This is a genomic window from Streptomyces venetus, assembly GCF_039540295.1.
Taxonomy (GTDB): domain Bacteria; phylum Actinomycetota; class Actinomycetes; order Streptomycetales; family Streptomycetaceae; genus Streptomyces; species Streptomyces venetus.
In genome coordinates this window covers 277,040-291,033 of record NZ_BAABET010000006.1, presented here as the reverse complement: position 1 = coordinate 291,033, position 13,994 = coordinate 277,040, and the positions used below count along the sequence as shown (strand labels likewise).

At 71.8% G+C, this 13,994-nt stretch carries 13 protein-coding genes; 9 read left to right on the top strand and 4 right to left on the bottom strand.

The window, feature by feature from the left end:
• Nucleotides 1-76: 76 nt before the first annotated feature.
• From ABEA82_RS21420 to fusA, 6 genes are all read left to right on the top strand, one after another.
• Nucleotides 77-1,825 (top strand): FAD-dependent oxidoreductase, encoded by a 1,749-nt coding sequence (locus tag ABEA82_RS21420; protein ID WP_345663186.1) that lies wholly within the window; start codon nt 77-79, stop codon nt 1,823-1,825.
• A 57-nt stretch (nt 1,826-1,882) separates the two neighbouring features.
• The gene (locus ABEA82_RS21415) at nt 1,883-2,752 is read left to right on the top strand and encodes an intradiol ring-cleavage dioxygenase (RefSeq protein WP_345663185.1); all 870 of its coding nucleotides are present in this window, start codon (nt 1,883-1,885) and stop codon (nt 2,750-2,752) included.
• Nucleotides 2,749-3,879 (top strand): maleylacetate reductase, encoded by a 1,131-nt coding sequence (locus ABEA82_RS21410; RefSeq protein WP_345663184.1) that lies wholly within the window; start codon nt 2,749-2,751, stop codon nt 3,877-3,879. The genes ABEA82_RS21415 and ABEA82_RS21410 overlap by 4 nt, the downstream gene beginning before the upstream one ends.
• A 25-nt stretch (nt 3,880-3,904) precedes the next feature.
• Entirely contained in the window at nt 3,905-4,741 is an 837-nt protein-coding gene (locus ABEA82_RS21405; RefSeq protein ID WP_345663183.1) for an NmrA family NAD(P)-binding protein, read from the top strand.
• 139 nt (nt 4,742-4,880) lie between these two features.
• A complete protein-coding gene (locus ABEA82_RS21400) occupies nt 4,881-5,795 on the top strand; it encodes a YceI family protein (RefSeq protein WP_345663182.1) in 915 nt (304 codons plus the stop codon).
• A gap of 335 nt (nt 5,796-6,130) precedes the next feature.
• Complete coding sequence (gene fusA / locus ABEA82_RS21395) at nt 6,131-8,173, top strand: elongation factor G (protein WP_345663181.1); 2,043 nt, start codon at nt 6,131-6,133, stop codon at nt 8,171-8,173.
• Between the two features lie 81 nt (nt 8,174-8,254).
• On the opposite strand, the gene ABEA82_RS21390 is transcribed toward fusA, so the two are convergent.
• A complete protein-coding gene (locus tag ABEA82_RS21390; protein ID WP_345663180.1) occupies nt 8,255-8,866 on the bottom strand; it encodes an HD domain-containing protein in 612 nt (203 codons plus the stop codon).
• 174 nt (nt 8,867-9,040) lie between these two features.
• Between ABEA82_RS21390 and ABEA82_RS21385 the strand changes: the two genes are divergently transcribed.
• Entirely contained in the window at nt 9,041-9,583 is a 543-nt protein-coding gene (locus ABEA82_RS21385) for a hypothetical protein (protein ID WP_345663179.1), read from the top strand.
• Between the two features lie 50 nt (nt 9,584-9,633).
• Here the strand turns inward: ABEA82_RS21385 and ABEA82_RS21380 are convergent, their stop codons facing one another.
• Nucleotides 9,634-10,596 (bottom strand): ATP-binding protein, encoded by a 963-nt coding sequence (locus tag ABEA82_RS21380; RefSeq protein ID WP_345663178.1) that lies wholly within the window; start codon nt 10,594-10,596, stop codon nt 9,634-9,636.
• Nucleotides 10,597-10,742: 146 nt separating this feature from the next.
• Here ABEA82_RS21380 and ABEA82_RS21375 point away from each other — a divergent pair, with 146 nt between their 5' ends.
• Nucleotides 10,743-12,239 carry an ABC transporter substrate-binding protein gene (locus ABEA82_RS21375; RefSeq protein WP_345663177.1) on the top strand — a complete coding sequence of 499 codons (1,497 nt, stop codon included), beginning with the start codon at nt 10,743-10,745 and terminating at the stop codon, nt 12,237-12,239.
• 8 nt (nt 12,240-12,247) lie between these two features.
• Here the strand turns inward: ABEA82_RS21375 and ABEA82_RS21370 are convergent, their stop codons facing one another.
• Nucleotides 12,248-12,649, bottom strand: a complete 402-nt coding sequence (locus ABEA82_RS21370) for a RidA family protein (protein ID WP_345663176.1) — start codon at nt 12,647-12,649, stop codon at nt 12,248-12,250.
• A gap of 113 nt (nt 12,650-12,762) precedes the next feature.
• Here ABEA82_RS21370 and ABEA82_RS21365 point away from each other — a divergent pair, with 113 nt between their 5' ends.
• Nucleotides 12,763-13,146 (top strand): winged helix-turn-helix transcriptional regulator, encoded by a 384-nt coding sequence (locus tag ABEA82_RS21365; protein WP_345663175.1) that lies wholly within the window; start codon nt 12,763-12,765, stop codon nt 13,144-13,146.
• Between the two features lie 11 nt (nt 13,147-13,157).
• On the opposite strand, the gene ABEA82_RS21360 is transcribed toward ABEA82_RS21365, so the two are convergent.
• A complete protein-coding gene (locus ABEA82_RS21360; RefSeq protein ID WP_345663174.1) occupies nt 13,158-13,919 on the bottom strand; it encodes a CDP-alcohol phosphatidyltransferase family protein in 762 nt (253 codons plus the stop codon).
• Between the last annotated feature and the right edge of the window lie 75 nt (nt 13,920-13,994).

Here is a 13,994-nt window from a genome sequence, read left to right as displayed (position 1 = left end):
CCGCGGTGTGCCCTACCGTCACATGATCATGAACGCTCGATGTCCGCCCCGACTTCCCCCCCCGCAGGAGCGCCCCGTGTCCACCGTCGTCGAGACCGACGTCCTGATCGTCGGCAGCGGCCCCGCCGGTGCCTCGGCCGCGCTCGCCCTGAGCACCTACGGCGTGCCCAACATCGTGGTGACCCGCTACGCGAGCCTCGCCGACACGCCCCGCGCGCACATCACCAACCAGCGCACCATGGAGGTGCTGCGAGACCTCGGCGTGGAACAGGACGTCGTCGCGCAGGCCACCCCGCAGCACCTGATGGGCAACACGACGTTCTGCACCAGCCTGGCGGGCGAGGAGCTGGGCCGGGTGCGCTCCTGGGGCAACGACCCGCTGGTGCAGGCCGCGCACGAACTCGCCAGCCCCACCCGCATGTGCGACATGCCGCAGCACCTCATGGAGCCGGTCCTCGTGAACGCGGCCGTGGCCCGCGGCACCCGGCTGCGCTTCGAGACCGAGTACCTGTCGCACAGCCAGGACGCCGACGGCGTCACGGCCACCGTCCGGGACCGGCTGCGCGGGGACACGTACGAGATCCGCGCCAAGTACCTGATCGGCGCCGACGGCGGGCGTTCCAAGGTCGCCGCGGACGCCGGGCTGCCGATGGGCGGCCAGATGGGCGTGGCCGGCAGCATCAACATCGTCTTCGAGGCGGACCTCACCCGGTACACCGCCCATCGCCCCTCCACCCTGTACTGGGTCCTCGCCCCCGGCGCGACCGTCGGCGGCATCGGCGCGGGCCTGGTGCGCTGTGTCCGCCCCTGGACCGAGTGGCTGATCGTGTGGGGCTACGACGTCACCGCGGGCGCCCCCGACCTCACCACCGAGTACGCCGAGGGAATCGTCCGGGGGCTCATCGGGGACGACCGGATCCCGGTGACCGTGAAGTCGTCCTCGGCGTGGACCGTCAACGAGATGTACGCCGAGAGGTACTCCGACGGCCGTGTCTTCTGCGCCGGCGACGCCGTGCACCGCCACCCGCCGTCCAACGGCCTCGGCTCCAACACCTCGATCCAGGACGCCTACAACCTGGCCTGGAAGCTCCGGCTCGTCCTCGACGGCACGGCACACCCCCGGCTGCTCGACAGCTACTCCGCCGAACGCGCGCCCATCGGCCGGCAGATCGTCACCCGCGCCAACCAGTCCATCCGCGAGACCGCCCCCGTCTTCGAGGCGCTCGACGGGCTCTCCCCGCAGACTCCCGAGCAGCTGTGGGCCAACATCGCCGCCCGGAAGGACACCGGCGAGGCCGCGGAGAAGCAGCGCGCCGCGCTGCGCGAGGCGATCGCCTTCAAGGTGTACGAGTTCAACGCCCACGGCGTCGACCTCAACCAGCGCTATCCCGCCGAGAGCTCTGCCGCGATCGTCCCGGACGGCACGCCCGACCCCGGCTTCGCCCGCGACCCCGAGCTGCACCACCAGCCGTCCTCCCGCCCCGGCGCCCGCCTCCCGCACGCCTGGATCACCTCCGGCACCCGCACGCTCTCCACCCTCGACACCGTCGGCCGGGGCCGTTTCACCCTGCTGACCGGCATCGGGGGAGAGGGCTGGGTGCGGGCCGCGGAGTCCCAGGAGCTGGAGATCGCCACCGTCGTGATCGGTCCGGGACAGGAGTACGAGGACCCGTACGGGGACTGGGCGCGGCTGAGCGAGATCTCCGAGGCGGGCGCCCTGCTCGTACGCCCCGACGGCTTCGTCGCCTTCCGGCACGCCTCCACCGCCCCGGATGCCGGAGAACTGCTCGCCGACGCGCTCCGGCGCATCCTCGGACACGTCTGAGCGCGCCATCATGGAAGAGGACAAGCACGGCGCGGACATCGACGACGAGGAGCCCGGATGACCACCGACGCGACCGGAACCGGCGTCACCGAGCAGGCCGTCGCCGGCCTCGCCACGACATCCGACCCGCGGCTGCGCGAACTGCTCACCGGCCTCGTCCGCCATCTGCACGACTTCGCGCGCGAGACCCGGCTCACCCAGGAGGAGTGGGAGCGCGCGATCGCCTTCCTCACGGCCACCGGGCAGGCATGCACCGACACCCGGCAGGAGTTCATCCTGCTGTCGGACGTACTCGGCCTGTCCATGCTGCTGGAGACCCTCAACGGCCACCACGCGCCCGGAGCGACCGAGTCGACCGTGCTGGGCCCCTTCCACATGACCGAGTCCCCGGCCCGCGCCCTCGGCGACGACATCGACCTGGTCGGCGGCGGCGAGCCGTGCGTCGTCAGCGGCCGGGTCCTGTCCGAGGACGGCACACCGCTGCCGGGCGCCACCGTCGACGTCTGGCAGGCGGACGGCAAGGGCTACTACGACGTCCAGCAGCCGGGCATCCAGCCCGCCGGCAACGGACGCGGACTGTTCACCGCGGACACCGAGGGCCGCTTCTGGTTCCGCACCTGCGTCCCGGCCCCGTACCCGATCCCCACCGACGGCCCGGTCGGCGACCTGCTGCGCGCGACCGGGCGGCACCCCTACCGTCCCGCGCACATCCACTTCATCGCCGCGGCCGAGGGCCACACGCCCGTCACCACGCACATCTTCGTGGCCGGGGGCGACTACCTCGACTCCGACGCGGTGTTCGCCGTGCGGCGGAGCCTCGTCCAGGACTTCGCGACGACCGACGACGCCTTGCTGGCACGGGGGTTCGGCGTACGGAACCCCTTCCGGCAGGCCCGGTTCGACCTCGTCCTGGAGCGGGCGTCATGACCTCCCAGGGTGACATCTCCCAGGGCGACTTCTTCCAGGGCGATTTCTCCTACGAGACGCGGCCCGTACGCGTCGTGTTCCGGCCCGGCGCGGCCGTCACCGCGACGCCCGGCGAGGCCGCACGCCTCGGTCGGCGGCGGCTGCTCGTGGTGTGCGGACGCCGAGGCGAGCGCGTCGCCCGGGCGGTCGCGGACGCCCTCGGCGAATCCTGCGCCGGACTGCACGCCGAGGCGCGCATGCACGTACCCGTCGAGGACGCCGGCCGGGCCGTCGCCGTGGTACGGGCCGCCGGGGCGGACGGGTGCGTCGCGGTCGGCGGCGGCTCCGCGATCGGGCTCGGCAAGGCGATCGCCCTGCGCACCGGGCTGCCGCTGATCGCCGTGCCGTCCACCTACTCGGGTTCCGAGATGACCCCGGTCTGGGGCCTGACCGAGCACGGTGCCAAACGCACCGGCCGCGACCCGGTCGTGCAGCCCCGCAGTGTCGTCTACGACCCCCGGCTCACCCTCTCCCTGCCCGTACCGCTGACCGTGACCAGCGGTGTCAACGCCCTCGCGCACGCCGTCGAGGCGCTGTACGCCCCGGACGCCTCGCCGCTGGTCTCGGTCATGGCCGAGCAGGGCGTACGGGCGATGGCCGAGGCGCTGCCGCGACTGGCCGCCGACCCGAAGGACCTGGACGCGCGCAGCCGGGCGCTGTACGCGGCCTGGCTGTGCGGCACCTGTCTCGGCGCGACCACGATGGGACTGCACCACAAGCTGTGCCACGTGCTGGGCGGCACCTTCGGACTGCCGCACGCCGAGACGCACACCGTGGTACTGCCGTACGCGCTCGCCCACAACGCTCCCGCCGTCCCCCACGCGCTGGCCGTGCTGCGCCGGGCGCTCGACACGGACGACGTGCCGGGCGCCCTGTGGGAACTGTCCGGACGCCTCGGCGCGCCCCGCTCGCTCGCCGAACTCGGCCTGAAGGAGAGCGACGTGACACCGGCGGCGGACCGCGTCGCGGGCGAGCCGTACGCCAACCCACGCCCGGTGACGGCGGAAGGAGCCCGGGCCGTACTGCTCGCGGCGTACGGGGGAGGCCCGCCGGAGAGCACCGGGCCCCGGTTCGCGGACACCGGCTGACCGCAAGCCTTCCTACGGTCGAGGCATGACACGGAAACAGAAGATCCTCGTCACCGGTGCCACCGGAACCGTCGGCCGCCACGTCGTCGCCGAACTGCTCGCCCGGGGCCACGAGGTCCGCGCCCTCACACGGGATGCCGCGAAGGCCGTACTCCCGGCCGGAGTCGAGGTCGCCGAGGGCGATCTGACCGCACCCGGCACCCTGGCACCGGCCCTGGAGGGCGTCACCGGCCTCCATCTGATCACCTTCGGCGGGGCCGCCTACACCCCGCTGGAGACCGGCCCGCGGATCCTGGAGACGGCCCGCTCGGCCGGTGTCCGCCGGATCACCGTGCTGCACGGCGGCGGGCCCACCCCGCTGGAGGACGCGGTGCGTGCCGACGGCGGCATCGACTGGACCGTGCTCATGCCGGTCGAGTTCATGGCCAACGCCCTGGAGTGGGTGGACGGCATCGTCGCCTCGGGCGAGGTGCGGGAGCCGTTCGTCACGAGGCTGAGCGCGATGGTCCACGAGGGCGACATCGGCGCCGTCGCCGCGGTCGCGCTCACGGAGGCGGGGCACGGACAGCAGGAGTACGTGATCACCGGCCCCGAAGTGCTCACCGTGGGCGACAAGGTGACGACCCTCGCCGCCGCCGTCGGCCGGGAGATCACCCTGGTCGAGCTGACCGAGGAGCAGGCCCTCGCGCGGTGGCGGGCGGCGTACCTGCCGGAGGACGTGATCGGCTTCCTGCTGGAGGCGTACGGGAACACCCCCGAGGTGGGCCGCACGGTCTCGGGCACCGTCGAGAAGGTCACCGGCCGCCCGGCCCGGACCTTCGCCCAGTGGGCCGCCGAACACGCCGACGCCTTCAGGCCGTAAACCCTCTTGACTGTCTCGTATTGAGACACCCGTGCCCGCGTCCCGTGCAGCAAGATCAACAAGGGGGGTGTGACCGCAACAGGGTGCGGCCGTCGGCGGACCGCCGCGCGGCCGTGCCACCCGAAGAAAGGTGAACCACATGGCCCTCGCACTCCTCCGGCGCCGGTGGCTCAAGGGCCCCTCCGCCGCGGCGGCGGGCCTCGCCCTCCCCCTCCCGTCCGGCGCCGGCGCCGTGACCCGCGAGGTCGTCGACCCCATGGGCACGCCCCTTCCCGCCGCGGACGTCACCGTCACCGCGCTCGACACCCACCGGGTGGCCGCCCGCGGGACGACCGACCCGTACGGCTACTTCCTCGCGGCGCTGCCGCCCGGCCGGTACAGCCTGATGATCGCGGCGGAGGGCCTCCATCCGCACCGCGAGACCATCGAGATCCCGATGGGCGCGCCGACGCCCACCGAACGGGTCTGGCTGCGACCGGCGGAGGCCCTCCAGCTGCCGACGCCCGGAACCTGGCTCTTCGACCCGCCGCACACCGCGATCCGGTTCATCGCCAAGCACGTCGGCATGGCCCATGTCCACGGCCGTTTCGAACGCTTCGAGGGCGGGATCCAGATCGCCCAGGACATGTCCGAGTCCCGGGTGCGCGTCCGCATCGACGCCTCCAGCATCACCACCGGCAACACCACCCGCGACAACCATCTGCGCTCCGGTGACTTCCTGGACGTCGAACGCTTCCCCTGCATCGACTTCACCAGCACCCGCTTCGCCTACCGGGGCGGCAGCAAGTGGTCGCTCCAGGGCTCGCTCACCATGCACGGTGTCAGCCGCTCGGTCGCACTGGACACGACGTACCTCGGCTCCGTGAACGGCGGCTACGGGCAGGAACTGCGCTGCGCGGCCCTCGCGACGGCGGAACTGCACCGCGAGGACTTCACCCTCAACTGGCGTTCCATGCTGGCCCGGGGCATCGCCGTGGTCGGCCCGACGGTCCAACTGGAGCTGGACGTCCAGGCGATGTACCGCACCCACGACACCCCGACCCCGCCGGAATAATCCCTGGCCCGGTTCCGCCTCGTCTCCCTAAACTCATCGAGTATCCAGCGCCGCCCACGACGTGAGCGGGCGCGCACCCATATGACGAACGAAGGGAGACGGCCATGCGTGACCACACCGCTGCCGCGGTCTCCCTGCCGCGCTACGAGGTGATCCTCGTGTCCTCGTCGCTCCGGTGCCCGCTGCGCGGCCGGCGCCGGATGACCGGGACGAACGTCTGACACCACAGGACCACCACAGGACCCTGACCTGACGTCAGGGTCCTGTGCTGCCCTGCCCTTTCTCGCCCGGAATCGCGCTGCCCCTTTCCCGATCGCCTCGAAAGGCCATGGGCCGTGCGCATCAACCACAACCCGCTCGCCGCCGTCCGCAACCTCGGCATCCTCGCCCACGTCGACGCCGGCAAGACCACCGTCACCGAACGGATCCTGTTCGCCACCGGGACCACGCACAAACGCGGCGAGGTCCATGACGGCACGACCGTCACCGACTTCGACCCGCAGGAACGGGACCGGGGCATCACCATCTTCGCCGCGGCGGTGAGCTGCGCCTGGGAGGGGCACCGGATCAACCTGATCGACACCCCGGGGCACGTCGACTTCGCCGACGAGGTCGAACGTGCGCTGCGGGTCCTCGACGGGGCCGTGGCCGTGTTCGACGCGGTGGCCGGGGTCGAACCGCAGAGCGAGTCGGTGTGGCGGCAGGCCGACCGGCACGGCGTTCCGAGGATCGCGTTCGTCAACAAGATGGACCGCGCCGGTGCCGACCTCGACGCGGCCGTCGCGTCGATCCGGGAGCGACTGCATCCGGCCCCCCTGGTCGTGCAGCTGCCGATCGGCTCGGAGGACACCTTCGCCGGTGTCGTCGACCTCGTCCGCATGCGCGCCCTGGTGTGGTCCGACGGCGACGCCTTCGAGGACACGCCGGTGCCGGACGGCCTGCGGGACGAAGCCCTCGCCCGCCGCCGGGCGTTGGAGGAGGCCGTGGCGGAACTCCATCCCGGCGCCCTGGAGGAGTTCTGCGACACCGGCACGCTCTCCGGGCGGAGCCTCTCCTCGGCACTGCGGGACCTGACCCGGGACGGTGCCGGCGTGGTCGTGCTGTGCGGCTCCGCCTACCGCAACCGCGGTGTCGAGCCGCTGCTCGACGCGGTCGTCGCCTATCTGCCGTCGCCACTGGACGTGCCGCCGGTCCGGGGTGCCCACGACGGTGAAGAGCAGGAGCGGCCCGCGGACCCGGCGGCTCCACCGGCCGCCCTCGCGTTCAAGGTGCACGCCACCCCGACCGGACGGCTGACCTACTTGCGGATCTACTCCGGGACCATCGAGAAGGGAGACACCCTGTGGGACGCGAGCGCGGGACGCACCGAGCGGATCGGACGGATCCTGCGCGTCCAGGCCGACCGGCACGCACCGCTGGACCGGGCCGTCGCCGGGGACATCGTCGCCGTCGTGGGGCTCAAGTCGGCCCGCGCCGGTTCGACCCTGTGCGCGCCGGACGCCCCGCTCGTGCTGGAGCCTCCGGGTGTGCCCGAGCCGGTGGTGTCGGTCGCGGTCGAGTCCCGCGGGGCCGGGGACACCGACCGTCTGGCGTCGGGGCTGGCGCGGCTCACCGAGGAGGATCCCTCGCTGGTCGTGCGGACCGATCCGGAGACCGGGCAGACCGTGCTGTCGGGCATGGGGGAGCTGCATCTGGAGGTGGCGGTGGAGAAACTCCGGCGCGAGCTGGGGCTGGAGGTCAACGTCGGCCGCCCCCGGGTCAGTTACCGCGAGACCGTCGGCAGGGGCGTGTCCGGACTGGTGTACCGGCACGTCAAACAGGACGGCGGGGCGGGGCAGTTCGCCCATGTCGTGCTCGACGTGGAGCCGCTCGCGGAGGGCGGATTCGAGTTCCGCTCGGCCGTCGTCGGCGGACGTGTGCCGCAGGAGTACGTCCGGGCGGTCGAGGCCGGCTGCCGTGACGCCCTCACCGAGGGGCCGCTCGGCGGGCACCCGGTGACCGGCCTGCGGGTCACGCTCACCGACGGTTCGACGCATGTGAAGGACTCCTCGGACACGGCGTTCCGCACGGCGGGCCGGTTCGGTCTCCGGGAGGCCCTGCGCGCCTGCGCGATGGTCCTGCTGGAGCCGGTCGTCGAGGTCACGGTCACCGTGCCCGAGGACGCGGTGGGCGGAGTGCTCGGCGACCTCGCCGCCCGGCGCGGCCGGGTCACCGGCTCGGACACCCGGGCGGGTGCCGTGGTCGTCACCGCCACCGTGCCGCTGGCCGAACTGTTCGGCTACGCGACCCGGTTGCGCAGCCGCACCCAGGGCCGCGGCACCTTCACGGCCCGGCCCACCGGCTATGCGCCGGCGCCGGTCGTGACACCGGTGCGGTAGTGCGGGCCGGTCGTGACACCGGTGCGGTAGTAAGGCGCCGGCCCCTCCGGAAGAGGAGGGGCCGGCGCCTCAGGGGTCTGGTCATGTACCGGCCGCCCGCGGGATGCTGCCGCCGGACGGTACCGGCCGGGTGAGATCGGGGTCGCCGAACTCCGCGCGGAGGGCTTGGAAGGCGGTCACCTTGTCCTCACCGAAGCGGCGGACGTGGGCGGCGTATTGGTCGGGGGAGAGGTACGCCGACGGCCGGGACTTGGTGTGGAACTTGTCCGCGTACATCACCAGCCTCTCCTCCGGCGTCACCGCCACGTAGTCGGCGGGAGGGATGGGCAGTCCCTGGTTCAAGATGTCCTGCCGCGTGAGTCCCACCCCGGTGTGATGGGAGCAGAAGCGGCGGAGGGCTTCGGGGAAGCCCTCCGCTTCGAGGATCTCGTGGCCGAGCAGTCCGTGCCGGATGTAGTTCTCGTGGTCCAGCCGTCCGTCGTCTCCGTAGAGGCGGTAGACGCCGATGTCGTGCAGGAGGCAGCCGGCGCGGACGAGTTCGGCGTCGAGGTGGGCGAGGTGGGGTGCGGAGAGGAGCTGCTCGGCGACTCCCCAGACGATCTCGCAGTGCGTGTGGACGAGCGTGAACGCCTCGGTGGTGGGCGCGTGCTTCTCGTGCAGTGCTCGGATCTCTGCGGGGCCCGGAATGCTCACCGGGGGAGCGTAACAAGCACCGATCCCGCTCGGTCGGCCAGTTCCCACGCCACCTGTTTTCACGCGATCGGGTGAGGCTGCGGAGAAGCGGGCACGGGCTGGGATCGCGGGCCGTTCGAGCTGGTGACGGGGGCTTCTCGTCCATCACCATCTCGACAACAGCGGGAGCACACCATGGGCCTGCACTTCCACCGCAACCCCGACGGCACCACGACCGGGCGCAACGAGGCCAACGGCTTCACCGTGACGCATGCCGAAGAAGAAGAGGTGAAGCGGCAGTTGTACGAGGACGCCGGGTGGGAGTACACGCCTCCACCGCCTCCGGTTCCGCCCGGGTTCCATCGGTTCTCGTTGGTACACGACGAGTTCAGGGCCTCCGGGTTCGGGGACGAGAGGTATGCGGGGCTGAGGGCGCGTCCGCCGGAGGGGTGCGTTGCGGTCGACTGGGGGTGCTTCGCCCTGGAGTGCGAACGGCCGGGGAAGACACTCATGGACGCGGTCGCGGGTACCGTCGCGGAGGTCCGTCGAGAACACGGGCTGGTGATGAACAGCCTGGGCGTCGAGAAGCCCCAGGAGTGGTTCGACGCGGACAACAAGAACGGATACGCGGCGGAGATCGTCGCGCACCTGGTGCTGATGGCCGCTGACCGCGCCCGGCTGCTCGGGTATCGGCGCAAGGACGTGGTCCGGCTACTCGATGCCACCGGGATCGAGTAGCCGGTGGGGTGGATCAGCAGTCCCTGACTCCGTCGGCGGTGTGGTGCGCCTCAGGGCAGGAGGGCGGCCGGCCCCGGGACGAAGTCCGGATCCACCTGCGCCGCCAGATCCTCCCCTGTGCGCGCGTCCGCCCACGCCCGGGCGTTGCGCAGGTGGAACTCGACCGCGTGGCGGTGGAGGCGGGCCCAGTCGCGGGGGCGGGAGTCCACGGCCTCGTGGATGACGGTGAGGGCGTGCCGGTTGTGCGGTTCCAATGACGCCAAGGTGTCAGGGCCGGACTCGGTGCGGCCCTGCTCCGCCGCGCGGACCCAGGGGGAGTGCACCAGGTGGGTCAGCAGGTCGTCGCCGACCTGTTCCTTGAGGAAGAGCAGGTCGTCCTCGCAGGTCACCTTGTTGCCGATGACCGCGATGCGGATTCCGAACCGCTCCGCGTGGTCGCGGTACTGGCGGTAGACCGAGACGCCCTTGCGGGTGGGTTCCGCCACCAGGAAGGTGAGGTCGAAGCGGGTGAACAGGCCCGAGGCGAAGGCGTCCGCGCCCGCCGTCATGTCGACCACGACGTACTCGCCAGGGCCGTCCACCAGGTGCCCGAGGTACAGCTCGACCGCGCCGAGCTTGGAGTGGTAGCAGGCCACGCCCAGGTCGGACTCGTCGAACTCACCCGTGACCATGAGCGGCACACCACCCGCGCGGCCGACGTGCCGGGCGTGCAGCTCGTCGTCGCCGAGCGGGCGGAGCAGGCGTGAGCCCCGTCCCGGCGGGGTCGTCTTGATCATCGCCTCGGGGGAGGGGATACGCGGGTTCGCGCCGCGCAGGTAGTCCTTGATCGAGGCCGTGTGCTCGCCCAAGGGAGGAGCGGACACCTCGGTGGAGCCCAGCGCCTCCGCCAGGTGCTGGTTGATGTCGCCGTCGATGGCGAGGACCGGGGCGCCGGAGCGCGCCAGGTGACGGGAGAAGAGCGCCGACAACGTGGTCTTGCCGCTGCCGCCCTTGCCGACGAACGCGACCCTCACGACCGCCCCACCTTTTTGAAAATGGATGTCATGTGGTTAGGTTTAAGGAGTGATCGTCGCCGCTGTCAAATCCCTTGGGCCGTTCGGGAATCCAGGGGCCTGCCGGAAGCCGTCGCGTTGATGCATATGCTGTGCAAGTGCGTGCTATGAGCATCAAGCATCCCTACCGGTTCCTCGCCGCCCTCGCCCTCGTCCCGGGCCTGACCGGCTGCTTCGCCTCCCCGGGTGGGGGGTCGTCGGCGGACGGCGGGCCGTCCGGCTCCCGGCTGCGCGTCGCCCTCGCCTTCCCGCCCGCCGAGAGCTTCTCGCCGTACGGGGCCGACGCCACCCTGCTGAGCCGGCTCGGCGTCACCGAGGGGCTGACCGCCCTGGACGCCAACGGAAGCGCGACCCCCGCCCTCGCGGAGTCCTGGCGCCGGGACGGCGACCGCGCCTGGCGGTTCACCCTGCGCGAGGCCACCTTCCACGACGGCACGGACGTCACCCCCTCGGCAGTGGCCGACGCGCTCACCCGTGCCACGAAGGCGAAGCCCGCGCCCGCCGCCCTCGCCGGTGTCCGCCTCACCGCGAAGGCCGACGGCGGCCGTGGCATACGCATCACCACCACCGCCGCCGACCCCGTCCTGCCCATGCGCCTGTCCAGCCCGAGCCTGGCGATCCTCTCCCCGAAGGCCTATGGCAAGGGCAATCCCGACCCGGTCGGCACCGCCACCGGCCCCTTCGAGATCACCAAGGTGAACGGGGGCGGCTCCGCCACTCTCGACCGCTTCGACGACTACTGGGGCGGCCGCGCCCACGCCTCCGGCATCGACGCGCGCTTCGTCAAGGACGGCACCGCGCGAGCCAACGCGGTGCGCACCGGCGACGTCGACATCGCCGAGGCGATCCCCGTCGCCCAGGCCGCCACGCTCGACAAGGCCACCCTCGAGGAAGCCGGCACCACCCGCACCACCAGCCTGCAACTCAACACCCGTTCCGGGCCCTTCAAGGACCCGAAGCTGAGGGCCGCCGCCCGCGAGGCGGTCGACACCTCCACCCTCGTCAAGGGCGTCTTCGAGGGCTACGCCGACCCGGGCGCGGGCATCTACGGCCCTGCCGTCACCTGGGCCGAGAGCAAGCGCGTGAAGCCGGCCGGACGCGTGGACGCGGCCCGGCCCGACGGCACGCGGATCACCCTCGCCACCTACGACAACCGGCCCGAACTCCCCGAGGTCGCCCAGGTGGTGCAACAGCAGCTCGCGAAGGCCGGCTTCGAGGTGAAGCTCGAAGTGCGCGAGTACTCACGGCTGGAGAGCGACGCGCTGGCCGGGAAGTTCGACGCGTTCATCGGCGCCCGCAACAGCCTCCTGGACACCGGCGACCCCGTCGGCATCCTCGTCGGCGACTACACCTGCGACGGCGGCTACAACCTGGCGCTGCTGTGCGACAAGAACGTCGACCGGGCCGTCGAGAAGGCCGACGGCACCGACGGCACCGGCGAGCGGCAGGACGCCGCCATGGCCGCCGAGGCGGACATCCTCGGCACGGACGCGGTCGTGCCGCTCGCCCACCAGCAGATCATCGCGGGTGTCTCCACCGAGGTCCGGGGCGTCGTCCTCGACCCCTACGAGCGGACCCTCGTGAATGCCGGGACGCGTCGCTGACCTGCGGGTCAGGCGGGCAGCTTCGTGTCGACCACGCAGCTGATCTCCATGAGCTGTCCGGGGAAGGTCAGTTCGGTGACACCCAGGGCCGTGCTGACCGGGCGGTGGCCGCCGAAGTACGCCCGGTTGGCCTCCGCCACCGCGCCGGCGTTCTTCACCAGGTCCACCGCGTACAGCGTCTGGGAGACGATCTGGTTGCGTGTGACGCCGTAGTGGGCCAGCACCTTGTCGAGGTTGACGTGGGTCCGCTTGAGCTGGGCGGCGAAGTCGTCCTCGGGGTGGAAGGCGCCCGAGTCGTCGAACGAGAGCTGCCCCGAGACATGGATCAGGTCGCCGGACCTGATCGCCTGTGCGTAGCCGAAGTGGCTCTCGGCCGGGATGCCGTGGTCGTAGACGTCGATGGCGGTCATGGTTCCCGTCCTTTCGCAGAGCGCGGAACCGCGCTCTCTTGTGGTTACTCGGAAACCGTAGGAGAGTGAGCGCCGACCTGGAAGAACGCACTTTTCGGTGACTGGGGAACCAGATGGTGACCAAGCAGCAACTGAGCGGCCTGCCCGAGGACGCCGACCTGAGACGGGCGGATTCCCTGGCGCGGGAGATCTTCTCGGACGTGGCCAACAAGTGGGCGCTGCTCATCATCGAGGCCCTCGGCGAAGGCACGCTGCGCTTCAGCGAGTTGCGCGACCAGGTCGAGGGCGTCAGCCACAAGATGCTCACCCAGAACCTGCGGATGCTGGAGCGCAACGGCCTGGTCGACCGGAAGGTGCACCCGACCGTGCCGCCGAAGGTCGAGTACACGCTGACCGAGCCGGGCCGGGCGCTGCGCGCCACGGTGGACCTGCTCTGCGGCTGGACCCACCAGTACCTGGGTCACATCGAGGCGGCGCGCGGGCGGTTCGGCACCTGACCGGGCGGGCGTCAGCCCGCGACCAGCTCCCGCACCTGCCGCGGCGACGGCGCTTCCTCGACCCGCGAGGTCCGGTACAGCCACAGCACATCCCGTCCGAACGACCACACCAGCAGGCCCAGAGCCAGGGCCGCCACGCCGAAGTTGACCGCGTACGGCAGCAGATCGGCGCCCGCCAGCAGCAGGAGCACGCCCTGGAGCGCCGCGACCGTCTTGCGGGCGGTGCTCGGCGGGAGCGCCGCGGTCAGCCAGGGCCACACCCGGGCGGCGCCGACGAAGACGTACCGCATACCACCGATCAGCAGCACCCACGGACCCAGCTGCATCGACACGTAGACGCTGAGCACCAGGATCAGGAACGCGTCGACCTCCATGTCGAAGCGCGCGCCCAGCGGGGTCGAGGTGCCGGTGCGGCGGGCCACCTTGCCGTCGACACCGTCGAGGATCAGGGCCACCGCCGTCAGGCCGACGAACAGCGACACCGGCGGTGAACTCTGGAAGGAGTCCGCGACCAGCGCGGTGACCCCGCCGACGAGCGTGGCCCGGCCGAGAGTGACCCGGTTCGCCGCGCCGAAGCTGCGCAGCCGGGAGCGGTGCAGGGCCCGGGAGAGCACCGCCCAGGTGGCGAACGCGAACGCGAGACCGCTCAGCCAGCCCGCCGGGCCCATCCCGATCGCCGTGCCGATCAGGGCCAGCAGCAGGACCTGCACGCCCGCCCCCAGGGCGGTCTCCTGCTGTACGAGCCTCGCGTCGTAAGTGTTGTTCAGGGCCACCGAACACCCTCCGGCCGTGTGACAGAGTCGATCAACGCCGCTACCTTGTGCGCGGCCTGTGCACCCCTCGGTACG